The sequence below is a fragment of the Stomatobaculum sp. genome, from assembly GCF_057248925.1.
Genome location: NZ_DBHIHF010000020.1, coordinates 1 through 23,435 on the forward strand (window position 1 = coordinate 1; position 23,435 = coordinate 23,435).

22 protein-coding genes and 1 other annotated feature are annotated in these 23,435 nt (G+C 57.7%); of the genes, 20 read left to right on the top strand and 2 right to left on the bottom strand.

The features are described from left to right. The 8 genes from ACO4XG_RS08125 to pheT form a co-directional block, all read left to right on the top strand. Window positions 1–1,233: BaiN/RdsA family NAD(P)/FAD-dependent oxidoreductase (locus ACO4XG_RS08125; RefSeq protein ID WP_308507881.1), on the top strand; the 1,233-nt coding region annotated here is incomplete at its 5' end. 13 nt (window positions 1,234–1,246) lie between these two features. Then, on the top strand, window positions 1,247–1,924 hold the full coding sequence (gene cmk, locus ACO4XG_RS08130; RefSeq protein ID WP_308507882.1) for a (d)CMP kinase: 678 nt from the start codon (window positions 1,247–1,249) through the stop codon (window positions 1,922–1,924). Continuing rightward, window positions 1,921–2,805, top strand: coding sequence for a 4-hydroxy-3-methylbut-2-enyl diphosphate reductase (gene ispH / locus ACO4XG_RS08135; protein ID WP_308507883.1), 885 nt, complete (start codon window positions 1,921–1,923; stop codon window positions 2,803–2,805). The genes cmk and ispH overlap by 4 nt, the downstream gene beginning before the upstream one ends. Next, complete coding sequence (gene rpsA, locus ACO4XG_RS08140) at window positions 2,786–3,889, top strand: 30S ribosomal protein S1 (RefSeq protein ID WP_308507884.1); 1,104 nt, start codon at window positions 2,786–2,788, stop codon at window positions 3,887–3,889. Before ispH ends, rpsA begins: the two co-directional genes overlap by 20 nt. Window positions 3,890–3,966: 77 nt before the next feature. Beyond that, window positions 3,967–5,391, top strand: a complete 1,425-nt coding sequence (locus tag ACO4XG_RS08145; RefSeq protein ID WP_308507885.1) for a cobalamin biosynthesis protein — start codon at window positions 3,967–3,969, stop codon at window positions 5,389–5,391. A gap of 69 nt (window positions 5,392–5,460) precedes the next feature. Beyond that, window positions 5,461–7,116 carry a DUF5722 domain-containing protein gene (locus ACO4XG_RS08150; RefSeq protein WP_308507886.1) on the top strand — a complete coding sequence of 552 codons (1,656 nt, stop codon included), beginning with the start codon at window positions 5,461–5,463 and terminating at the stop codon, window positions 7,114–7,116. A gap of 56 nt (window positions 7,117–7,172) precedes the next feature. Then, window positions 7,173–7,402 (top strand) — a binding site (T-box leader). Between the two features lie 64 nt (window positions 7,403–7,466). Further along, on the top strand, window positions 7,467–8,501 hold the full coding sequence (gene pheS / locus ACO4XG_RS08155; protein ID WP_330670073.1) for a phenylalanine--tRNA ligase subunit alpha: 1,035 nt from the start codon (window positions 7,467–7,469) through the stop codon (window positions 8,499–8,501). A 12-nt stretch (window positions 8,502–8,513) separates the two neighbouring features. Continuing rightward, complete coding sequence (gene pheT / locus ACO4XG_RS08160; protein ID WP_308507887.1) at window positions 8,514–10,934, top strand: phenylalanine--tRNA ligase subunit beta; 2,421 nt, start codon at window positions 8,514–8,516, stop codon at window positions 10,932–10,934. A gap of 569 nt (window positions 10,935–11,503) precedes the next feature. Here the strand turns inward: pheT and ACO4XG_RS08165 are convergent. Both ACO4XG_RS08165 and ACO4XG_RS08170 read right to left on the bottom strand, forming a co-directional pair. Then, on the bottom strand, window positions 11,504–11,791 hold the full coding sequence (locus tag ACO4XG_RS08165) for a DUF4491 family protein (protein WP_308507888.1): 288 nt from the start codon (window positions 11,789–11,791) through the stop codon (window positions 11,504–11,506). 242 nt (window positions 11,792–12,033) lie between these two features. Then, entirely contained in the window at window positions 12,034–12,813 is a 780-nt protein-coding gene (locus ACO4XG_RS08170; RefSeq protein WP_308507889.1) for a GNAT family N-acetyltransferase, read from the bottom strand. A gap of 191 nt (window positions 12,814–13,004) precedes the next feature. Between ACO4XG_RS08170 and pyrF the strand changes: the two genes are divergently transcribed. From pyrF to ACO4XG_RS08230, 12 genes are all read left to right on the top strand, one after another. After that, window positions 13,005–13,928, top strand: a complete 924-nt coding sequence (gene pyrF / locus ACO4XG_RS08175) for an orotidine-5'-phosphate decarboxylase (protein ID WP_308507890.1) — start codon at window positions 13,005–13,007, stop codon at window positions 13,926–13,928. A gap of 24 nt (window positions 13,929–13,952) precedes the next feature. Beyond that, the gene (locus tag ACO4XG_RS08180; RefSeq protein ID WP_308507891.1) at window positions 13,953–14,732 is read left to right on the top strand and encodes a dihydroorotate dehydrogenase electron transfer subunit; all 780 of its coding nucleotides are present in this window, start codon (window positions 13,953–13,955) and stop codon (window positions 14,730–14,732) included. Between the two features lie 2 nt (window positions 14,733–14,734). After that, window positions 14,735–15,637: a dihydroorotate dehydrogenase gene (locus ACO4XG_RS08185; RefSeq protein ID WP_308507920.1), complete on the top strand. Its 903-nt coding sequence runs from the start codon at window positions 14,735–14,737 to the stop codon at window positions 15,635–15,637. Window positions 15,638–15,651: 14 nt separating this feature from the next. Next, entirely contained in the window at window positions 15,652–16,332 is a 681-nt protein-coding gene (gene pyrE, locus ACO4XG_RS08190; RefSeq protein WP_308507892.1) for an orotate phosphoribosyltransferase, read from the top strand. A gap of 8 nt (window positions 16,333–16,340) precedes the next feature. After that, window positions 16,341–16,802, top strand: a complete 462-nt coding sequence (locus ACO4XG_RS08195) for a VanZ family protein (protein WP_308507893.1) — start codon at window positions 16,341–16,343, stop codon at window positions 16,800–16,802. Continuing rightward, window positions 16,789–17,268, top strand: coding sequence for a DUF6142 family protein (locus ACO4XG_RS08200; protein WP_308507894.1), 480 nt, complete (start codon window positions 16,789–16,791; stop codon window positions 17,266–17,268). The genes ACO4XG_RS08195 and ACO4XG_RS08200 overlap by 14 nt, the downstream gene beginning before the upstream one ends. After that, entirely contained in the window at window positions 17,268–17,966 is a 699-nt protein-coding gene (locus ACO4XG_RS08205) for a hypothetical protein (protein WP_308507895.1), read from the top strand. The genes ACO4XG_RS08200 and ACO4XG_RS08205 overlap by 1 nt, the downstream gene beginning before the upstream one ends. A gap of 69 nt (window positions 17,967–18,035) precedes the next feature. After that, window positions 18,036–18,542: a 5-(carboxyamino)imidazole ribonucleotide mutase gene (gene purE / locus ACO4XG_RS08210; RefSeq protein ID WP_009532363.1), complete on the top strand. Its 507-nt coding sequence runs from the start codon at window positions 18,036–18,038 to the stop codon at window positions 18,540–18,542. Window positions 18,543–18,553: 11 nt separating this feature from the next. Next, window positions 18,554–19,579 carry a phosphoribosylformylglycinamidine cyclo-ligase gene (gene purM, locus ACO4XG_RS08215; RefSeq protein WP_308507896.1) on the top strand — a complete coding sequence of 342 codons (1,026 nt, stop codon included), beginning with the start codon at window positions 18,554–18,556 and terminating at the stop codon, window positions 19,577–19,579. After that, a complete protein-coding gene (purN, locus tag ACO4XG_RS08220; RefSeq protein WP_308507897.1) occupies window positions 19,573–20,184 on the top strand; it encodes a phosphoribosylglycinamide formyltransferase in 612 nt (203 codons plus the stop codon). The genes purM and purN overlap by 7 nt, the downstream gene beginning before the upstream one ends. Further along, window positions 20,181–21,473 carry a phosphoribosylamine--glycine ligase gene (gene purD / locus ACO4XG_RS08225; protein WP_308507898.1) on the top strand — a complete coding sequence of 431 codons (1,293 nt, stop codon included), beginning with the start codon at window positions 20,181–20,183 and terminating at the stop codon, window positions 21,471–21,473. The genes purN and purD overlap by 4 nt, the downstream gene beginning before the upstream one ends. Window positions 21,474–21,547: 74 nt before the next feature. Further along, on the top strand, window positions 21,548–23,434 hold the full coding sequence (locus tag ACO4XG_RS08230) for a fructose-1,6-bisphosphatase (RefSeq protein ID WP_308507899.1): 1,887 nt from the start codon (window positions 21,548–21,550) through the stop codon (window positions 23,432–23,434). Window position 23,435: the final 1 nt, after the last annotated feature.

Genomic DNA, 23,435 nt, shown 5'->3' on the forward strand with positions numbered 1-23,435 from the left:
GGCGGCGCAGCGGGCATGATGGCCGCTGCGGCCGCCGGAGCTGCGGGCGCGCGCGTCACGCTGCTCGAAAAGAATGAAAAGTTAGGAAAAAAAATCTATATCACCGGCAAGGGGCGCTGCAATCTGACAAATGCGGCGCCGATGCGGGAAGTGCAGGCGCAGGTTGTAAGCAACCCGCGCTTTCTCTACAGTGCGTTTCAGGCGTTCACCAACGAGGACACGATGCGCTTCTTTGAGGCGGCGGGCTGCCCGCTCAAGGTGGAGCGCGGCGACCGTGTATTTCCGGTCAGCGATCACGCCTCGGATGTGATTCGCGCGCTCGAGCGGGAGATGCAGGCGGCGGGTGTGCATGTGCGCCTGCACGCGGAAGTGCGCGAACTCCTCTTCGCGGGGGAGGGCGAGACGCGCGCGGTCGCGGGCGTCGTGCTGACAAGCGGCGAAGAACTTTCGGCGGACGCCGTGATACTCGCGACCGGCGGTATTTCCTATCCGGCGACCGGTTCGACCGGCGACGGCTACCGCTTTGCGGAGGCGGCGGGCATGGCGGTCACGGAGCGCTACCCCTCTCTCGTGCCCTTGATTTTAAAAGAGCAGGAGAGCTGCGCTGCGTTGCGGGGACTCTCGCTAAAGAATGTCACGATTACACTGAGGGACGGAAAGAAGAAAGTTTATGAGGGCTTCGGCGAGGCGCTCTTTACCCACTTTGGGATGAGCGGTCCCCTCTTGCTCTCGGCGAGTGCGCTGGTCGGGCCGCTGCTCCGAACCAAAAAGGAACTGGAACTTCGCATTGATTTGAAACCGGCTCTTACGGAAGAACAGCTGGAGCAGAGACTGCTGCGCGAGTTCGATGCAAACAAAAATAAGAGCCTAAAAAACATATTGCCGTCGCTCTTTCCGCAGAGCCTCATTCCGGAAGTGCTGCGGCAGAGCGGCATCTCCGGGGAGAAGAAGGCGCGGGACATCACAAAGGCAGAGCGCGCCGCGCTTCGCCAAGCGACCAAGGGACTCTGCTTTACGGCGACCGGTCTCCGCGGGTATAACGAAGCGGTGGTGACGAAGGGCGGTGTCTCGGTGCGTTCTCTCTCCCCGACAACGCTGGAGAGTAAGACGGTAAAGGGACTGTACCTTGCGGGCGAGCTTCTGGATCTCGATGCGATGACCGGCGGCTTTAATTTACAGATTGCCTGGTCGACCGGCATGCTCGCGGGACAAAGCGCGGCAGAGCCGAAATGAGCGGGAGGAAAAGATGGATAAAATAAAAGCACTCGCAATCGACGGACCGGCCGGCGCCGGCAAATCCACGATTGCGCGGGCGGTAAGCCATAAACTCGGCTGGATTTATGTGGACACCGGGGCGCTGTTCCGGGCGGCGGCACTTTCGCTGCTCGAACAGGGAATCTCCCCCGAGGACAGCGCTGCGATAACGGCGGCTGCACCGGCGCTTAGGCTTGACCTGAGCATTGCGGACGGCGTGCAGCATGTGTTTGTCGACGGGCGCGATGTGAGCGCTGAGATACGCCGCGAGGAAATCGGCAAGGCGGCGAGCGCGTTTGCGCGCCACGATGCGGTCCGGGCGCGTGTTCTCGTGATCGAGCGGGAAATTGCCGCGCGGGAGCCTGTCGTCATGGACGGCAGGGACATAGGTACGGTGGTCTTGCCGAATGCGCTTGCCAAGGTCTTTTTGACCGCGAGCGTCGAAGTGCGTGCCAAGCGCCGCACGGTGGAACTCAGGGAGAAGGGAACAGAGGCGGATTTCGAGGAAGTGAAGCGGGACATTGTAGCGCGGGACGAGCAGGATAAGAACCGGGCGGTCGCACCGCTTCGGCAGGCAGAGGATGCCCTCCTTCTCGACAGCTCGGCGCTCACAATCGCGGAAGTCGAAGAACAAATCCTTGCCCTAGTCAGAGAGAAGGAAGCAGAGTGACAGAGCGAAGAAAGAGAGAAGTGATACTCGCCGAGAGCGCGGGCTTTTGTTTCGGCGTCCAAAAGGCGGTCGAGACCGTGTACCGAGAGGCTGAGGAGAGCAAAGATACGGTATACAGCTACGGCGCCATCATCCACAACGAGGAAGTGGTGCGGGATCTGACCGAAAAGGGCGTGGTCGTCTTTGAGGACGAGGATGCCGCGGCGAAGGTGGGCGCGCTGACAGAGCATGCGGGCACGATTATCCTCCGCTCGCACGGCGTGGGGCCGGAGGTCTACCGCCTCTGCGAGGAGAAGAAGCTTCGCATTGTCGACACAGCCTGTCCGTTCGTGAACAAAATTCACCGAATCGTGCAGACGGAGAACCAGAAAGGGCGCCGCGTCCTGATTGTCGGAGATCCGAAGCACCCGGAGGTGGAGGGAATTCGCGCCTGGGGCCGGGCGGATACGGCGGTGATTCGGGATGAGGAAGAGTTCCTCGCTCTGCAAATTCAAAAGGATGTGCCGCTCTCCGTGGTCGCGCAGACTACGTTCCGATTGCCAAAGTTTAAAATGCTGGTTGATAAAATCAGAGAGTTAGGTTATGATATAGCTTGTTTTAATACGATTTGCAATGCGACGCAGGAAAGACAGGCGGAGGCGAAGAAAATTGCTTCCGAGGTCGATGCTATGATCGTGATCGGAGGGAAAAACAGTTCCAATACGAGAAAACTTGTGGAAATCTGTTCTGCAGTTTGTCCGCATACGTTTTACGTCCGGACCGCGAGCGAATTAGATCCTGAGCTTTTGGCGCCCTTTCAGCGAATTGGTATTACAGCGGGGGCATCTACCCCCAAACATATCATTGAGGAGGTTCAAGCCATTGTCAGAGCAGAGTTTTGAACAGATGTTGAATGAGTCTTTTAAGACGATTCACACGGGAGAAGTTGTATCGGGAACAGTACTGGATGTGAAGGAGGATCAGATCATCCTGAACATCGGCTATAAGTCGGACGGCGTCATCACCAGAAACGAGTACACGAACAACAACAGCCTCGACCTCCGGACTGTCGTACATGTTGGTGACGAATTGGAAGCCAAAGTCATGAAGGTAAATGACGGCGACGGACAGGTTTCCCTCTCGTATCGCAGACTCGCGGCGGACAGAGGCAACAAGCGCCTGGAAGAGGCGTTCAACAACCACGAGGTTCTGAAGGCGAAGGTAGTCCAGGTGCTGAACGGCGGACTGAGCGTGCTGGTCGACGAGGCGCGCGTGTTCATTCCGGCAAGTCTGGTATCGGATTCCTACGAGAGAGATTTAAATAAGTATGCGGATCAGGAGATTGAGTTCGTGATTACCGAGTTCAATCCGCGCAGAAGAAGAATCATCGGCGACCGCAAGCAGCTCATGCAGGCTGCAAAGGCGGAGCTGCAGAAAGAGCTCTTTGCGCGCATCAAGGTCGGCGATGTGGTCGAGGGCACGGTCAAGAATGTGACGAACTTCGGCGCATTCGTGGATCTCGGCGGCGCAGACGGTCTCCTGCACATCTCCGAGATGAGCTGGGGCAGAATCGAGAACCCGAAGAAGGTTCTGAAGTCCGGCGATCGCGTCAGAGTCTTCATCAAGGAGATTTCCGGCACGAAGATTGCGCTCAGCTTAAAGTTCCCGGATCAGAATCCGTGGATCGATGCGGCTGAGAAGTACGCACAGGGCAAGATTGTCAGAGGCCGTGTGGCACGCATGACCGATTTCGGCGCTTTCATCGAGCTCGAGCCGGGAGTGGACGCACTGCTTCACGTCTCCCAGATCGCAAGAAAGCACATCGACAAGCCGTCGGATGTCCTTGAGATCGGCGATGAGATCGAGGCAGAGATTGTCGAGTTCAATGCGGAGGACAGAAAGATTTCCCTCAGCATGAAGGCACTCGAGAACATGCAGGGCGATGAGGTTGTCTACGAGGACACTGCGCCGCAGGATGAGCAGTAAGACAGAGAATTGAGAGAGGCAGGGGGCTGTCCCCCTGCCTCTCTTGTTATATATAAAGATAGAAAAAGGGATACAAAATGGAAGGCTTACAGAGAAAAAAGACAGGGGAATTTGCAAGCTTTTCGTACACGGAGCGTGGCAGAGAGCTCGCGGAGCGCGTCTCGGCGCTGCTCACGGAAGCCGGTTATCGCTGTGTCGGCGCGGAGGTCGACGAGGCGTTTCGTCGCTGCGATTTACTGGTTTTTGTCGGGGCGAGCGGCATTGCAGTCCGAAAAATCGCCCCCTATGTGCGGGATAAATTTCAGGATCCCGCGGTGCTCTGTCTCGATGAGTACGGCCGCTTTGTGATTCCGCTGCTCTCGGGCCATGTGGGCGGCGCCAATGCGTTTGCGCGCTTTTTGGGGCGGAAACTCGGCGCGGCGGTCGCCGTCAGCACGGCAACGGACCTGAACCGGCGCTTTGCGGTGGATGTTTTCGCCGTACAAAACGGGCTCCGGATCGGAAGTCGCGAGAAGGCGAAGCGCGTGAGCGCGGCGCTGCTCCGCGGGGAGGAAGTCGTATTTTCGACCGACTTTCCGCTGCGGGACGCGGAAAAACTGCCCGCCGGGCTGGTCGCGAAACCGATGTCGGAGGGGCAGCTCTGCATACGGATCAGCGCGGCACCGCACCCGGAGGCGGAAAACTGTCTCGTGCTGACGCCCCCGATTTATTGCCTTGGCGTGGGTTGCCGGAAGGGGATGCCGGTCGAAGCGTTTCGCAGCGCGGCAGAGTTGTTTCTAAAGGAACAAAACATTACAAAAGAGGCTCTCTTTTCGCTTGCGAGCATTGATTTAAAGCGGGAAGAGACAGCGGTTCTCGCGCTCGCAGAGGCCTTTGCCGTGCCCGCTGTATTTTTTACGGCAGAAGAACTCCGCGCAGTCTCAGGAAGTTTTGAGAGCTCAGCCTTTGTCGAAAAGACCACCGGTGTCGGCGCGGTTGCCGCGCGCGCGGCCGCAAGCTGTGCGCCGATTCGGGTTGCGGGGAAGACAGTGGTAGGCGGTGCGACCTTTGCGCTCTACCGGCGCGACTTTACCCCTGTCTTTGCGGAGAGCGAAGATACGGCAGGATTTCTCTTTCTCGCCGGTGCGCGCTATCAGGGCAAGCACGCCTTTGCCGCTTCACTGCAACGGGAGGGGCGCATTGCGGCGTATCGCGAGGTCCCGAAGCAGTGGATCGACTGCCTCACGGCGGCGGCGCTCCGGGAGGACAACGCGTTTTTTACGGCAGAACTGGAGCGCGCTGTGACTGCGCTCGCAGCGGAGGCGAGAAGTCGCCGGGAGGCACTGCTTCTCGATAGCATCGGCGGAGGTCTGGTGCCGACAGACCGTGGGGAGAGAGCCCTGCGCGACGCGGTGGGCCGCCTCCAGTGTGCGCTCGCGGCAGCGGCGGACGAAGTGTATCTCCTTGAACTCGGCCTTGCGAGACCGCTTAAGAAGTTCGGGGAAAGCGTAGAGAAATTGTAAGAAGTTTGCAAATCATTTGCATAGCGTCTCCGCTATAATAGCAGGAGGCAAAGGAGGTAATACAGCAAGATGAGAAACGAACAGAAATGGACGCGGCGTCTCAAGGCGCTCGCGCTTACGCTCGGCTTCAGCGCGCTCTTTGCGCTGCCGGCATTTGCGGAAACCGCAGAGATTCATGCGAATGCGACCAAGGATCAGGTGACCGTGAGCGGCACCGTGAGCGGAGACAGCACCTCCGAGGACGGCAAACTCTATTTTTTTGCGCTGGATCCTTATAACGACAGCATCAAGGAGGCAAAGCCCGTTGCAAGTGCGCCGTACGGGGCGAACTTCTCGTTCACGGCGCCGCTTCAGGACGGCACGCCGGACACCAGACTCTACGATCAGTTTGCGATTGCGGTCTGGAAGAACGGCCGCTATTACGACATCGGCCGCCGCGCCTATATCACGAACCCGGAGGTAGTCGCAAAGAGCGATAAGCCCTATGAGCAGCCGCTCACCAAGAAGGGCCTTCTGGTACAGCTTGACATGTTGAGCGATGCGTTCGAGCTCGGCGTGAAGCACGTGAACGTGAACTTTAACTTTGCGCAGATTACTGCGGGTACGGGCATTGACTACACCTACGAGGGCAAGACCTACCACTTTGACAAGAATCAGATTGCCGAGTACGACAAGAATATCAGCGCTTTTTCAGGCAAGAGCATGATGGTCACGGCGATTGTCTTAAACGGCTGGAACGACAAGATGCCGGAACTCATCTACCCCGGTGTCAAGAAGACGGACGGCGCCCTCTATTACGGCTTCAACACGGCGACCAAGGAGGGCTATGAGACGACCCGCGCGCTGATGAGCTTCCTCGCACAGCGCTACAACGGCGAGAACCCGGCTTACGGTCGCGTCTCGAACTGGATCATCGGCAACGAGATCAACAACGGCAGAAACTGGAACTACATGGGCAAGATGGACATCGACAAGTATGTGACCGAATATGTCCGTGCCTTCCGTGTTGCCTACACGGCCATCAAGGCCCAGCAGGCCAATGCCCATGTCTTTTTCTCGGTTGACATGAACTGGAACGACCCGAATGCGGACCAGAAGACAAAGTATTCCGCAAAGCATATCATTGATAAGATCAACGCCGAGATCAACCGGAACGGCAATATCGACTGGCAGCTCGCCTACCATCCGTACCCGTATCCGCTGACAGAGCCGGAGTTCTGGGACGACCACACGACCGGTCTCATCACACAGGATGAGAGCTCGAAGATTATCAATTTTGAGAACCTGCATGTCCTCACGGATTATCTGAAAGCGTCGAATTTCCGGAACCGTGCGGGCGAGGTGCGCCACATCATCCTCTCGGAGCAGGGCTTCAGCGCGAAGAGCGCCGCGCGCGGCGATGTCGAGACGCAGCAGGCAGCGGCCTTTGCCTATGCCTACTACATTGCGGACTCGAACCCCTATGTCGACGCGCTGATTCTGAGCCGTCAGGTGGATGCGCCGGTTGAAGTGCGAAGCGGCGCAGCCTTCGGTCTCTGGGCTTGCCGCATGGACGCGGGTGATGCGATTATCGCGACCAGAAGAAGAAAAATTTGGGCGGTCTTCAGAGACATTGACAAGAAGGCAAAGACCCTGGAGGCCTCCGAGTTTGCGAAGCCGGTGATCGGCATCCAGAAATGGTCGGATGTGGTTCCGGACTTCCGCTGGAGAAGCCTTGAGAAGTAAGGAAGAGAACTTGACTTTTTGCGGCCCTGCGCTTATGCTGGTTCGGAATTGAATCATCAAATGCAGTGAAGACGCACAGTAGCACCGGCAGAGCGCACAGAGAGCGGAAGAGAGCTGAGATTTCCGCCGTGACACCGGAGAGCGAACCTTCGCGTCGGAGCAGCGGAGCTGAACGGGCTTGCCTCAGTAGGTTTCGACGTCTTTCCGCGTCAAGGAAACAATGAGCGGTCCGCAGGATAAGCGGATAATGCGGGTGGTACCGCGGGTGAAAGAACTCGTCCCGGATACAGAGAGCTTACTCTCTGTATCCTTTTTTATTTCCCCGCGCAGTCAAAGAAAAGGAGAGAGGCATGGACAAGAAGCAATTTGAGGATTTAAAGCAGCGCTTCGCCGAGAGAGCCGAACAAATGCAGGAAAAGAATTCCGAGACCCTGTATGCGCTCCGGAAGGAATTCCTGGACCGGAAGGACGGCCTGGTCAGCGGACTCATGAAGCAGATGAAGAGCGTACCGTCGGCAGAAAAGGCGGACTTTGGCAAGGAAGTGAATGCGCTGAAGGACTGGGTGCTCGAAAAGCTGACCGCACTCGAAAAGCAGGCGAGAGAGGCAGAGTTAAATCACCGCTACGAGACGGAGAAGATTGATGTCACTCTGCCGGGCACGGAAATTCCGCGCGGCAACCTCCACCCGGACACGCTGGTCCGAAATCAGATGATCGAGGCATTTGCGGGCATGGGCTTTGAGGTCTATGAGGGCGCGGAGATTGAAACCGACTACTACAACTTCACCGCACTCAATACCCCGCAGGATCATCCGGCGCGTGACATGCAGGATACCTTTTACTTGAGCGACAAGTTCCTGCTTCGCACCCAGACCTCGGCGGGTCAGATTCATGTGATGGAGCGGCAGAAGCCGCCGATTAAGATTCTCTCTCCGGGCAAGGTGTTCCGCTCGGACGACGACGCGACGCACTCCCCGATGTTCACCCAGATGGAAGGCCTTGTGGTCGACAAGGGCATCACGCTCTGCGATCTCCAGGGTATGCTCGACAAGTTCGTTGAGAAGTTCTTCGGCGCGGGTGTGAAGACCCGCCTCCGTCCCTCCTACTTCCCGTTCACGGAGCCCTCGGTCGAGGTCGATGTGAGCTGCTTCTCCTGCGGCGGCAAGGGCTGCCGTCTCTGCAAGGGAACGGGCTGGATCGAGATTCTCGGCGCGGGCGTGGTGAACAAGAAGGTGCTCGAGAACTGCGGCATCGACTCGGATGTATACTCCGGTTTTGCTTTCGGAATCGGCATCGAGCGCGTCGCAATGCTGAAGTACGGCATCGGTAACATTAAGTATCTGTTCGAGTCGGATCTCCGTGTGCTCCGGCAGATCAATGAGTAAGGAGGCAGAGAGATGATAGCGCCGCTCAGTTGGCTGAAAGAATATGTAGACATTGATTGCACCCCGCAGGAACTCGAGGAGAAGCTCTTCTCCTGCGGCTTTGAAGTGGAGAGTTTGGAGGAAGTCGGCGCGCGGATTTCACGCGTGGTCGTGGGTCTCGTGACAAGCTGTGAGCCCATCGAGGGCACGCATTTGCACCTCTGTGAGGTGGACTGTGGCAGTGAGGGAAAGTTCCAAATTTGCTGCGGCGCGGACAATGTGGAGACAGGAAAGAAGTTTCCGATCGCTCTTATCGGCGCGACGGTCTGTGAGACCAACAAAGAGAGAACGGAGATTGTCGGCACCGCGACCATTCAGGCGGGCAAGCTCCGCGGTTACGACTCCTTCGGCATGCTCTGCTCCGGCATGGAGCTCGGACTGAACGAAGACTTGTACCCGGGCGCAGGCTATAACGGGCTCCTTGTGTTGCCGGAGGATGCGGTTCCGGGCGCGGATGTGAAGCCCATCGTGGGTCTCGACGACTGGCTCTTTGACATCGCAATCACGGCAAACCGCCCGGATTGTCAGGGCATCTACGGCATTGCGCGAGAAGTGGCGGCCGTCCTCGGCAAAGAGATAAAGCCCCTGCCGCTTAGCTACCGTGAGGAGAAGACCGAGCCGCATACGCTTCAAGTTGAAGTGGAAGCGCCGCAGTACTGCCCGCGCTATGAGGCGCACGCGGTGAAGGATGTGAAAATTGCACCCTCGCCCGCGTGGATGCGCCGTCGTTTAAGCTTGGTCGGCGTGAGCGCAATTTCCAACATGGTGGACATCACGAACTATGTGATGCTGGAGCTCGGACAGCCGATGCACGCGTTTGACCGCCGCGATCTTGCGGGCAACCGCATTGTGGTGCGCACGGCAAAGGCAGGCGAAAAGCTTGTGACTCTCGATGAGCAGGAGCTGACGCTTACCGAGAGCAACCTCCTGATTTGCGACGGTGAGAAGCCGGTCGGCCTCGCTGGCATCATGGGCGGTCTCAACTCGGAGATTAAGGATACGACGACCGCGGTTGTCTTTGAGGCGGCAAAGTTTGCACGCGACAACATCCGCCGCAGCGCCCGTGCGCTCGGAAAACGCACCGATGCGAGCGCGCACTTTGAGAAGGGAACGGACGAGTACACGGTGGAACTCGCGATGCAGCGCGCCCTGCATTTGACCGAAGAACTCGGCGCCGGCACAGTTACGGATGAGTGCGCAGGCAAGAATACGGGCAACAGCATTGAGAAGCGCCCGCTCACGGTGAGCCTGGCCCGCGTAAACGGCGTGCTCGGTATCGAAGTGCCGGGGGAGGCGGTTTGCCGCATTCTCGCAAACCTCGATATGGAGCCGGAGCTCGAGGGCGATGCACTGCGCCTCAAGATTCCCGCTTACCGCGAGGACATGGAGAGCTATCAGGATGTCGCCGAAGAGGTGATTCGCTTCTACGGCTACGAGCACATCGTGCCGAGCTTCTTAAAGAGCGCGGAGGTCACGAGCGGCGGTTTGAACGAGAGACAGCGCCGTGAGCTCAAGTTAAAGGAGACCCTCGCAGGCGGCGGCATGTACGAGGCAATTCACTATTCCTTCTTCTCCCCGGCGGACTTAAAGCTGTTCCGCTATCCGGCGGACAGCGAGGCACTCCGCGCGATTCGCATTCTAAACCCGATCAGCGAGGAGCTCTCGCTCATGCGCACCGTGCTCTCGCCCTCCATGGCGAATGCCGTCATGCGGAACCAGAAGGCCGGCAATCTGTCCGGACGCCTCTTTGAGCTCGCAAAGGTATTTATTCCGAAGTCCCTGCCGCTCACGGAGTACCCGGAGGAGAGAACCCATCTGGCGCTTGCCTTCTTCGGCAAGGAGGAGAGCTTCTTCACCCTGAAGGGTGCTTTGGATCTCGCGGCCGAGAGCCTGCATGTCAAGTTCCGCTATGAGGCTTCGACCGAGCCGTTCACGCACCCCTACCAGACCGCGGCGGTTTATGTGGGCGAGGTGAAGGTAGGGTATCTCGGCAAGCTGGCTTACGACATTGCCGGGGAACTGAATCTCCGCACGGATGCCTATCTCGCGGAATTGGACCTCGATACCATTGAGAGCCTGCCGCACGAGCCGGTCTACTTCACGCCGCTCCCGAAGTTCCCGGAGGTACAGCGTGACCTGGCACTCGTCATGGACAAGGCAATCAGCTGTGAGCAGGTCGTGAATCTGATTCAGAGCTGCAGCCCGCTGATTCGCGAGGTGAAGCTCTTCGATGTCTACGAGGGCGCACCGATCCCGCCGACGAAGAAGAGCCTTGCGTTCACCCTGACCTTCCGCCCGGAGGAAAAGGCGTTTACGCCGGAAGCGCTTGACAAGCTGACACAGGAGATTCTGGAGAAATTAAAGACAAGCTGCGACATTACGCTCCGCGTCTGAGTGAAAAGCGTTTAATAAGAAGAACAGTTATCGCCCGATGCGGAACAATAAGAACCTGTCCGGCCGCGGGCGAAGAAAAAAGCTGCGTGCATCTGCACGCAGCTTTTTTCATAAGCTTTCTTATTCTGCCCGTATTTTATACAAAGCCCACTACAAGAAGGTCAGATCGCATGCTTTCTTACCACTTCCTTCAACCATACTGTTTCAAGGAAGCGGTAAGCAGGGAAAAGCCTTGTACCGCAAGGGCTTGAATTATCAACTCTTTTTGTCCGCTTAGCCCCAAAATCTGTCATTATGAGGTGTATCATCTTATCCGAATGGGGATATAACAAAGCATTTTAGCTTAGATTACAAGAGTCAACTGAATTCGGATAAAAAACTGCGTAACCATCCGCATCACAGGGGTCAGGACATGCGCCCGTACGGAGAGAGCGAAAATATATGAATGCCGCCACAGGAGGCGCATCACCCAGTCTGAAAGGCGATCGAGCGAAGCGTTTCGGTTCAGGCTACGGAAGAAAGGTGCGGGAAACAGTATGTTTGCGGGAAGGCGCAAGAAGCAAACGGTTTCAGTCCTTCTTCTTCGGATTTTTCGGGAACCAGCCCTTCTTAACGCGCACCTCCTGCTCAAAGAGTTCGAGAATGCTCCAGAGGCAACTCACGCCGAATACGGCGGTGAGGGCGCTCGGAACCGTGCCGCGGAGAAAGAGGGAGATTGCGAGAGCTGCGATGCCGAGCAGGGCAAAGAGCGGCCAGATTTGTTTGCCAAAGTAGTACTCGCCCTTCACGACAAGGGGGTGAAAAGCGCCTATCATCAAAAAGGCACCGCAGCCGATCAAGAGACCGTTATAATTCATGGGATATCCTTTCTCTTCGCAAAAAGCGAGGCAATGAAAGTGATTTCATGTGTCTAATCCGGTTTGACAGAAAGAGAATAGCAGAGCACGGAGAGAAAAGACAGTGCTGTGGCAACAAAAAGAAAAAATACGAAAAGCAAGGGATAAGAAATTCAAGTGGCAAGAAAACAAAAAACTCCTCGTCTCCGAGTCGCTGTGATGCGGACTTTATGAGACGGGGAGTTCGGGAAATTGCATCAGGCTCAGAGCATCAGCTCATAGTAGCGGAGCGAGGTGGTCTCCCGGAAGCCGTTTGCCTTATAGAGGCGGACTGCCGGCGTATTGGAAGCCGTGACCTGCATGGTCGCCTTTGTGTAGCCGAGCTTCTTTAAGAGTCCCAAGAACTGCGGGAAGAGCTCACTGCCGACACCCTGTCCCACCAAATCCTTGCGCACAGATACGCGGTGCAGATACGCGTTGTGATCCTTCATCGGCGTCACAAAGCAGCGGAAAGCCGGGCGCTTCTCATTCGGACGGAAAATCTCGTAGGCGCGGAAGCCTTCCGCCGAGGGCTTGGACTCGCGGAAGCGGTAGCGCGGATCCGGGGTCTCTTTGTCCTCGAGGCTGCAGGCCATCTCGGTCTCCTCCTCGGCGAGGTGAGCACCGATCGAGAGCAGAACCGGCAGGGCGTCCTTGCAGGCGCTGTCCACGGCAAAGCGGACAATCGGCGCCGAGCCCTTTAAGCTCTTGCCCGGGAACGTAATCTTTGCCTTTTCCCAGAGGCGGTGGAAATAGCCCTGTCTGCGGTGGTCCGGGTCCGTAAAGGCATAGACCTCAAAAATCTGGTCGCCGAGGCCGCAGAGCGCCATTGCGGCGCAGAGCTCCTTGGAGTCCTCGTCCGCATAGGCGAGAAGATACTTGGTACCCGGCTCGCGGAGCGGGAAAGACATCGAAAAGGCTTCCTTTTCATGGCAACGCTTCAGGAGAGCCAGGATTCGATCCTGCTCCCCGTGGTTGAATCGATCTTGTTCTGTTAATTTCATAGAGCTCCCATCTGCATCTTCTGCATGACATATCAGGTCATAAATTTTTTCCATTATAGCATAGATTTGCGCCCTGTGCGACGCGGAGAAAAGCTGTAAGAAAACCGTAAAGAGGCATCCCGCATTGCACGGCGGGGCAAAAAAACATATAATGGGAAAAATATGTTTGTTGCCGCCGACAGGAGGAAGCGATGATTACAACTTTGCTGAATAAAATCAAAGAGACCAAGGCACCGGTTTGCGTGGGGCTGGACCCTATGCTAGCATATATTCCGGATGAGGTAAAGAAAGCTGCGTTTGCCGAGAAGGGCGAAAATCTGGAGGGCGCTGCCGAGGCCTGCTGGCGCTTTAACGAGGCCATCCTCAAGGCAACGGCGGATCTGATTCCGGCCGTGAAGCCGCAAATTGCGATGTACGAGCAGTTCGGTGTTCCCGGCCTCATCGCCTATGAAAAGACCGTCCGCTTTGCGAAGAAACTCGGGCTCATCGTGATTGCCGATGTGAAGCGCGGCGACATCGGTTCGACCTCGGCGGCGTATGCGGAGGGACACCTCGGCTGCATTACAATCGGCAATCAGCAGTTTTTCCCCTTTGACGCGGATATGGCGACTGTGAACCCCTACCTCGGAAGCGACGGCGTGAAGCCTTTCCTTGAGGTCTGCGGGCGCTGTGACAAGGGTATTTTTGTGCTTGTTAAGACCTCAAATCCCTCGAGCGGCGAGCTGCAGGATCAGCTGATTGACGGCGAGCCGCTCTATGCGCGGGTTGCGGATCTCACCTCCGCCTGGGGCGAGTCCCTCATGGAGGGCGCGTGGTCCAATGTCGGCGCGGTGGTCGGCGCAACCTACCCGAAGATGCTTGCGGAACTCAGAGCGCGCATGCCGCACACCTTCTTCCTGATTCCCGGCTACGGCGCCCAGGGCGGCAAGGCGGAGGACCTCGCGGTTGCCTTTAATGAACGGGGCGAGGGCGGCATTGTGAACTCTTCGCGCGGCATCATTGCGGCGTGGAAGCAGGAGAAATATCAGAACTTCGGCGCGGAAGCCTTCGCCGACGCAGCGCGTCAGGCGACGGTCGACATGATTCTGGATCTGCAGCGCTGCATCCGCTTCTGAGACAGAGAATGGGAGAAGCACAACATGACGAAAGTGAGAGAGCGCGCGTCCGTACTGGGACAGCGCGCGTTATGTCCGAACGTCTATGACCTTCGGCTCCTGGCGCCGCAGATTGCGGCCGCGGCACACCCGGGACAGTTTGTAAATGTATTTCTGAATAACGGTGCGCACATCCTGCCGCGCCCCATCAGTCTCTGCGGCATCGACAGCGAGAACGGCATTTTGCGCCTCGTGTACCGCGTGACGCGGGAGGGAAGCGGCACCGAAGAGCTCTCGCGCTATACCGCGGGCACCGAACTTTTGCTCCTCGGCCCGCTCGGGAACGGATTTCCGACGGAGCTCGACAACGTCGCCGTGGTCGGCGGCGGCATCGGGATACCGCCGCTCCTTGAGCTCCTCTGGGCGCTCCCGGGGAAAAAGACCGCCCTTCTCGGCTATCGCAGTAAGTCCCAGCTCTTCTTACTCGAGGACTTTGCGGTCGCGGCGGATGAGGTGAAGATTGCGACCGAGGACGGCAGTCTCGGCATCCGGGGCAATGTCGTTGATTTGCTCCGCGCGCTGCCGGAAAAGCCGAAGGCAATTTTAAGCTGCGGTCCGCTGCCCATGCTCCGCGCGCTGAAGGCCTACGCGGCGGAGGAAGGCATTCCGCTCTGGGTCTCCATGGAAGAGCGCATGGCCTGCGGCATCGGCGCCTGCCTCGGCTGTATCACGGAGAGCGCGGAGGTCGATCCGCACTCGAATGTCAAAAACAAGCGCGTCTGTGCCGACGGACCGGTGTTTCGCGCAGAGGAGGTGGCGCTTTGAACATCTCGACGGAAGTGAGCCTCGCGGGAATCACGCTCAAAAATCCCGTGATGACAGCGAGCGGTACCTTCGGCGCCGGCGAAGAGTACAGCGAATTTTTGGATTTAAATAAGCTCGGTGCGGTCGTGACCAAGGGGGTCGCGGCCGTTCCGTGGGCGGGAAACCCGACGCCTCGCATCGCGGAGACGCCGGGCGGTATGCTGAATGCGATCGGCCTGCAGAATCCCGGTGTGGATGTCTTCCTCAAGCGGGATTTGCCCTTCTTAAAGCGGTTTGACACCCGTATCGTGGTCAATGTCTGCGGTCACAGTGAGGAGGAGTATGTCGAGGTCGTGGAACGGCTCCGCGAGGCGCCGGTTGATTTTCTTGAGCTCAACATCTCCTGTCCGAACGTCAAAGAGGGCGGTATTGCCTTCGGCACGCAGGCAAAGGCGGTCGAACACATCACCCGCCGCGTGAAGGAGAGGGCGGCGCAACCGTTAATCGTCAAACTCTCGCCGAATGTCACGGATATCACCGAGACCGCGCGGGCGGCAGAGGCAGGCGGTGCGGATGTGCTCTCGCTGATCAACACGCTGACCGGCATGAAAATTGACATTATGCGGCGCAGCTTTGTGCTCGCAAATCGCACCGGCGGTCTCTCGGGACCTGCGGTGCACCCGATTGCGGTGCGCATGGTCTACGACTGCGCGCGCGCGGTCAAGCTGCCGTTAATCGGCATGGGCGGCATTTCGACCGCCGCCGATGCAATCGAGATGATACTCGCCGGCGCGACGGCGGTTTCGGTCGGCACCGCAAACTTTTATAATCCTTGCGCTTCGGAGGAAGTTGCGGCGGGGATTGCCGCCTACCTCGAGCAGACAGGAACCGAGGATATCAGAGAACTGATCGGCGCAGTGCGCTGAACAAGGGGGAGACGATGGAACAGTACAAGCAGGAATTTATTGAGTTTATGATTTCGTGCGAGGTCTTAAAGTTCGGAGACTTCGTGACCAAGAGCGGAAGAAAGACCCCGTTTTTCGTGAACACCGGCTTTTACCGCACCGGAACCCAGTTAAAGCAGCTCGGTGCCTACTATGCGCGCGCCATCCATGCGGCGTTCGGCGAGGAGGCGACCTTGCTTTTCGGACCGGCATACAAAGGCATTCCGCTCTGCGTCGCAGCGTCCATCGGCATGAGCGAGCTCTATGAGAAGGAAGTGGGCTATGTCGCAAACCGCAAGGAAGTGAAGGATCACGGCGACAAGGGGATTCTCCTCGGCGCGCCGATTCAGGATACGGATAAGATTGTGATTGTCGAGGACGTGACCACGGCAGGCACCTCGATTGAAGAAACCATGCCAATCATCAAGGCGCAGGGTGCCGCAGAAGTGCTGGGACTTGTGGTCAGCGTGGATCGCTGCGAGAGAGGCAAGGGCAAAAAGAGCGCACTCTCCGAGATCTCGGAGCGCTACGGCATCAAGACGACGGCGATTGTCACGATGAAGGAGGTCATTGAACACCTCTACCGGCGTGAAGTGAACGGCAAGGTGATGATCGACGATGCGCTGATGGAGAGAATCGATGCCTACTACCGTGAATACGGTGCGGAGGAGGACTGAGCCTGTCCATGGATAAAATCCGATGGAAACATCGCCTGCTCGGAACCCTGCTTTTTGTCATTTATCTCGCAGGGCTCAGTTATTTTCTCTTTTTTGCCGAAGCACTCGGCAGGCAGGGGAGGAGCAGTGCGAATCTGCGCTACAACATTGTGCTGTTCCGGGAAATCTGGCGCTTCTGGCATTACCGCCACATACTCGGCTACCGCGCTTTTATCCTGAATACCTTCGGCAATGTCTTTGCCTTTGTGCCCTTCGGCTTTTTTTTGCCGATTGTGAGCGGAAAGCGCCACAGCTTTTTCCGCAGCCTGATTGCCGGGGTGTTGTTTTCGGGGCTCATTGAGACAGTGCAGCTTCTGACCCGGCTCGGCAGTTTTGATGTCGACGATATTTTTTTGAATACGATCGGCGTTGTCGCGGGCTATTTTATTTTCCGGCTGTTTCTGAGGAGGTTAAATCGTGCGTCTGCCTAATCCCTTTCGAAAAAAAGAATATAAATTTCTGACGCCGGTTGCAAAGAGTGACGACTCGATTCTGGAGCGCCCGGAATTTTTGCCGAAAGAAGAGCAGGTGCGCCGCAGCAAGCAGCGGCGCCCGAAGAAGAAGGGCAAACAGAATCAGCAGCTCTCTTCGCTGATCAACTACCTGAAGAAGCCGCACTCCGAGACCGGGCTCACGGCACTTTGCGGCGGCGTTGTCGCCGTGCTCTTTACGGTGCTTGCCTTTTTCAGCATGCTACAGGCAGCGGGACAGCCCTCGCTCACGGTTGCGGCGGCGGTCATGAGTGCCATGCTGGTCTCGCTCTACGGTATTTACCTCGCAGTGACCGCACTCCGCGAGAAAGAAAAAAATCAGCTCTATACTTGGATCGGGCTCTCGCTCTGCGGCCTGGTGCTGGTGACTTGGTTAATCGCCCAGTTCCTCGGGCTCAGCAGCTGATGGAGCGGGAAACGCTGCTCGGGGAGCGGCTTCGGCTCGCAAGAGAGCGCCTTCTGGAGATACCAGCGGAGCGCTTTGCGACCGAACGCTTTCGGGGCTTTTTCGGTCGGGAGGCGCTTGCTCTTCTGGCGGTCGCAGAGGAGAGCAAAGAAGCGCATTGCGGGGCACTTTGCCTCGCATTACCCGGCAATACGGAAGAGGAGGCCCTGCTCTCGGTGCTGTCGTCCGTCTGTAGCCGCGCGTTTTCGCCGCAGTGCGACACGGCGCTCAGGGTGCGCTGCCTCGAATTGTTTCTGCAGTGCTACGGGCTGCTTGCCCGGGGCAGTGCGCCGGATGAGGTACGGACAGCGATCTATTACGATGCATTCGATTACGCGGAAGAAGATGTGCGGCAGCGCTTTTCGGGGCGGGCAGAGGGACCCTTCGGTCTGACAGTCACCTTACCCGGGGAGTTGCCCTGGTATGCGGACCGGTATCCGGAGATTGCCGCAGCGCACGCCGAAGATTTATCGCTTTTTCTCGACAAGGCGCTCCGGGACAGACTGCGCCCGCTCATCCGTGAAACAGCGGACGAAACGATGCGCGAAAAATGCCTTGCGGCAATTTTGCGGTATCAAAGCGAGCGCGGAAACAACACGCGATATTCCGCGCGGCAGCAGCGCTGGCTTATCGAGCTCTATGCGCCGGACAGCAAATAAAAATTGGGATTGAGCTCAAAGAAGAGCGCCGATATAATACAAGTGAAACGAATCAATAAGGAGGGTGCAATGGCAAAAGTCGGAATTGTAATGGGCAGTGATTCGGATATGCCCGTGATGGCACAGGCGGCGGCATTTTTGGAGAAAATGGGGATTGAATACGAGATGCGCATCATCTCGGCGCACCGCGAGCCGGATGTCTTTTTTGAGTGGGCAAACGGTGCCAGAGAGCGCGGTCTCTCGGTCATCATCGCGGGAGCGGGCAAGGCAGCGCATCTGCCGGGCATGTGCGCGGCGCTCTTTTCGCTGCCGGTCATCGGCATCCCGATGAAGACCTCGGATCTCGGCGGTGTAGATTCGCTCTACTCGATTGTGCAGATGCCGAGCGGCATTCCCTGCGCGACGGTCGCAATCAACGGCGGCAAGAACGCGGGCATTCTCGCGGCAAAGATTCTCGCGGTCGGCGACAAGGCGCTCGAGGAGAAGCTGCAGGCATTTCAGAAGGAAATGCGCGATGAGGTTGTCGGTAAGGACGAGAAACTGCAGCGCGAGGGTTACCAGAGTTTTCTCAAGTGAGAGGAGCCGCAATGGATTACAGAAATTCCGGAGTTGACATTGAGGCGGGTTATGAGTCCGTCGAACTGATGAAACAGTATGTAAAGCGCACGCTGCGCCCCGAGGTGCTGGGGGGCATCGGCGGCTTTTCGGGTGCCTTCTCCCTTGCGGGCATCAAGAACATGGAGGATCCGGTGCTTCTGTCCGGAACCGACGGCGTCGGCACCAAATTAAAAATTGCGTTTTTGCTGGATCGCCACGATACAATCGGCATTGACTGTGTCGCGATGTGCGTGAACGATGTCGCCTGCGCGGGCGGTGAGCCGCTCTTTTTCCTCGACTACATTGCCTGCGGCAAGAATGTCCCGGAGAAGATTGCGACGATTGTCTCCGGTGTCGCGGAGGGCTGTGTGCAGGCGGGTTGCGCGTTGGTCGGCGGCGAGACCGCAGAGCACCCCGGACTCATGCCGGAAGACGAGTACGACCTCGCGGGCTTCTCGGTCGGCGCCTGCGACAGAAAGGATCTCATCACGGGCGAGGATCTGAAGCCGGGCGATGTCCTGATCGGCATTGCGTCGAGCGGTGTCCACTCGAACGGCTTCTCTCTGGTCCGCAACATTTTTGAGATGAGCAAGGAGAATTTGACGCGCTTCTATCCGGAACTCGGTGCGACGCTCGGCGAAGTGCTGCTTGCGCCGACCCGCATTTATGTGAAGGCGTTAAAGAGCGCGAAGGAGGCGGGCATCCGCATTCACGCCTGCAGCCACATCACGGGCGGCGGTTTCTACGAGAACGTGCCGCGCATGCTGAAAGACGGCATTCGCGCGGAAATCCGGAAGGACGCCTATCAGGTTCCGGCTATTTTCCGCCTGATGGCAGAGAAGGGCGAAGTCAGCGAACACGTCATGTACAACACCTTCAACATGGGTGTCGGCATGGTGGTCGCGGTCGATCCGGCCGATGCCCTGAAGACCCTCGAAGCCTTCCGGGCAGCAGGCGAAAAGAGCTTTGTGATCGGCGAATGCAAGGCAGGCGAAAAGGGCGTCGACTTATGCTGAGAGTCGGCGTGCTGGTGAGCGGCGGCGGGACCAATCTGCAGGCGATTCTCGATGCCGAGAAGAGCGGTGTGATTCGCCATGCGAAGGTGGTCTATGTGCTCTCGAACAATGCCTCCGCTTACGCACTGCAGCGCGCAGCGGCAGCGGGGATTGCGAACGAGTGCATTTCCCCGGCGGATTTTCCGGACCGGGAGGCCTTTCACCGCGCCCTGCTTGCGGCGGTGGAGCGCGAAAAGCTGGATCTCATTGTGCTCGCGGGCTATCTCGTGAAGATTCCGGATGAGATGATACGCCGCTACCGCGGCAGAATTTTAAACATTCACCCCTCGCTGATTCCGAGTTTTTGCGGCAAGGGCGCCTACGGTTTAAAGGTGCACGAACAAGCGCTGCAGCGCGGCGTCAAGGTGACAGGCGCGACCGTGCACCTTGTGGACGAGGGACTCGATGAGGGGCCGATACTTCTTCAGAAAGCCGTCGAGGTGAAGCCGGGCGACACGCCGGAGACTTTACAGCGGCGCGTTATGGAAGAAGCAGAGTGGATTTTATTGCCGCGTGCCATTGAAGAGACGGCGCGCGAGGCAAGCGAGAGAGAGGACAGGGCATGAGAGTACTGGTAGTCGGCGGCGGCGGCAGAGAACATGCGATTTGCCGGAAACTGCGGGAGAGCGGACGGCTCTCAAAACTCTACTGCGCGCCGGGCAATGCCGGCATCGCGGAAGTTGCGGAACCGGTGCCGATCGGCGCGATGGAATTCGAAAAAATCCGGGACTTTGCCCTGCGAGAGAAGATCGATCTTGTTGTAATCGGCATGGACGATCCGCTGATCGGCGGACTCGCAGATTTTCTGGAAGAAGCGGGACTCAAGGTCTTCGGCCCAAAGAAAAACGCGGCTGTGCTCGAGGGCTCCAAGGCCTTCGCCAAGGAACTCATGAAAAAGTATGAGATTCCGACGGCTGCTTACGAGAGCTTCACGGACTACGAGGCGGCAAAGCGTTATCTCGAGACCTGCAAGATTCCGGTTGTCCTGAAGGCGGACGGACCGGCGCTCGGGAAGGGCGTTCTGATCTGTGAGACCCGCGAGGCAGCCGAAGAGGGACTTCGGGAAATGATGCTTGAGCGGAAGTTCGGTGCCTCCGGCGACAAGGTGGTCATTGAGGAGTTCATGACGGGCAGAGAAGTCTCCGTGCTCTCCTTTGTGGACGGCAAGACCATACGCATTATGGCGAGCGCCCAGGACCATAAGAGAGCCAAGGACGGCGATCAGGGTCTCAATACGGGCGGCATGGGAAATTATTCGCCGAGCCCCTATTATACGGATGAGATCGCGCGGTTTTGCGAAGAAAAGATTTATCAGCGCACGGTCGATGCGATGGCGGCGGAGGGGAGACCTTTCCAAGGCGTTATCTTCTTCGGACTCATGCTGACGCCGGACGGCCCCCGCGTGCTCGAGTACAATGTGCGCTTCGGCGATCCGGAGGCACAGGTCGTGCTCCCGCGCATGGAGAACGATCTCCTCGAAGTCATGCTCGCCTGCGTCGAGGGAAAACTCGATGCGGTACAGCTCAAGTTCTGTGACAGGGCTTGCGTCACAGTCGTGCTTGCGAGCGAGGGCTATCCGGTAAAGTACGAGAAGGGGCTGCCGATTTCGGGACTTGAGAGCCTGAAGAGCGAGCCGGATGTCTATTGCTATCACGCGGGCACGCGCTTTGACGACGAAGGGCGCGTTGTCACGAACGGCGGCCGGGTGCTCGATGTCACGGCGCTCGGCAAGACGATACGCGAGGCGCGCGAGAGAGCCTATGCGGCTGCGGAGAAAATTTCGTTTGCCAACAAGTACATGCGGACGGACATTGCCCTTGCGGGTGTCGCGGCCGAAGAAGCGCAGCAGACGTGAATGACTGATAAGAAAAAGCCAAATCGCAACAAAACTGCGGTTTGGCTTTTCTGCTTTTCAAAAAAGGAGGCGGCATGAATCAGGAACAGCGGAAATATTTGAGTTTGCTGGCAGAGAAATTCCCGACACGCCAGGCCGTATGCACGGAGATTATCAACCTCGCGGCGATTATGAATCTCCCGAAGGGCACCGAGCACTTCATGAGCGACATTCACGGTGAGTACGAGGCCTTTTTGCATATCATGAACAACTGCTCGGGTGTGATTCGCGAAAAAATCGAGATGATTTTTGCGGATGTGCTGAACGACACCGAGAAGCGGGCACTCCGCACGTTGATTTACTATCCGAAGGAGGCGCTGCAGCGTCTGCACAGCGAGGGCAGAATTTCGCCGAAGTGGTACCGCGAGACGCTCCGGCACATGATCGAAATTGCGCGCGTGCTCTCCTCAAAGTATACGCGCTCCAAGGTCAGAAAGGCGATGCCGAAGGAATTCGGCTATATCATCGACGAGCTTCTGCACGCTCTGCCGGATGAGGACGGCAATCAGCTTGCCTACCACGAGCGCATCCTGGATACAATTGTCGGCATTCAGAACGGCGACGAGTTCATCATTGCACTCGCCGCATTGATTAAGCGCCTCGCGGTAGACCACCTGCACATTGTCGGCGACCTCTTTGACCGCGGCGCCGACGCCGATAAAATCATTGAGTTGTTGCTCGACTACCCCTCGCTCGACATCCAGTGGGGCAATCACGATGTGCTCTGGATGGGCGCTGCCGCGGGCAATGAAGCCTGCATCGCGAATGTCGTCCGGAACAATGTGCGCTACAACAATATCCGCATTTTGGAGAGCGGCTACGGCATTTCTCTTCGCCGCCTGCAACTCTTTGCCGAAAAGACCTATGAGGGCACGCCGGCAAAAGCCATGGTCAAAGCCATCAATGTGATTATGTTCAAGGCCGAGGGCGAGCTGATTCTTCGCCACCCCGAGTTTGAGATGCAGGACAGACTCCTGCTCGACAAGGTGGACGCGGAGAAGGGAACCGTCACGATTGACGGCGTTGAATACGCGATGAACACGATGGAGTTTCCGACCGTCGACTGGAGCGATCCCTACCGGATGACGCCCGAAGAGCGTGAAGTGATGGACGACTTAAAGCGCTCGTTCTGCCAGAGCCCGCAGCTTAGGCGCCACATCGAATTCCTCTATGCGGTCGGCAGCGTCTACCTCAAAATGAACGATAACCTCCTGTTCCACGGCTGCGTGCCGCTGACCGAGGACGGGCAGATGGAGGAGGTCAATTTCTTCGGGCAGTTCCTGCGAGGCAAGAGTTATTTCGAATTCTGCGAAAAAGCGGCGCGCCTCGCCTATAATACCGGCGAAGCGCGTTATGTGGACTTTATGTTTTATCTCTGGGGCGGCCCGAAGTCGCCGATGTGCGGCCGCGTCGTGAAGACCTTCGAGCGGAGTTACCTGGACGACAAGGCGAGCTGGAAAGAGCCGCAGGACCCGTACTACCTGTTCCTCGACTCTGAGGCGACGAGCCGCATGATACTGCGGGAGTTCGGCTTAAAGTCCGACCTCTCGCACATCGTCAACGGTCACACGCCGGTGCACGCCTCGGCGGGTGAAAATCCGATCAAGGCGGGCGGCAAACTGATTGTGATCGACGGCGGCTTTTCGCGCGCCTACCATAAAACCACAGGCATCGCAGGCTATACGCTGATCTATAACTCCCACGGCATGCGCATCAAGAGCCACATGCCCTTTGAGTCGGTGGAGCGCGTGATCAGTGAGAACCTGGACATCGAATCCCGCGCAAACCAGTTTGAGATCGAGCCCTATCGCGTGATGGTCGGTGACACCGACATCGGCAAGCGGCTCGCCGCGCAGATTGAAGATCTGAACGAGCTTCTCACTGCCTACCGGGACGGTTCCATCTTAGAGCGCGTCGAGTGAG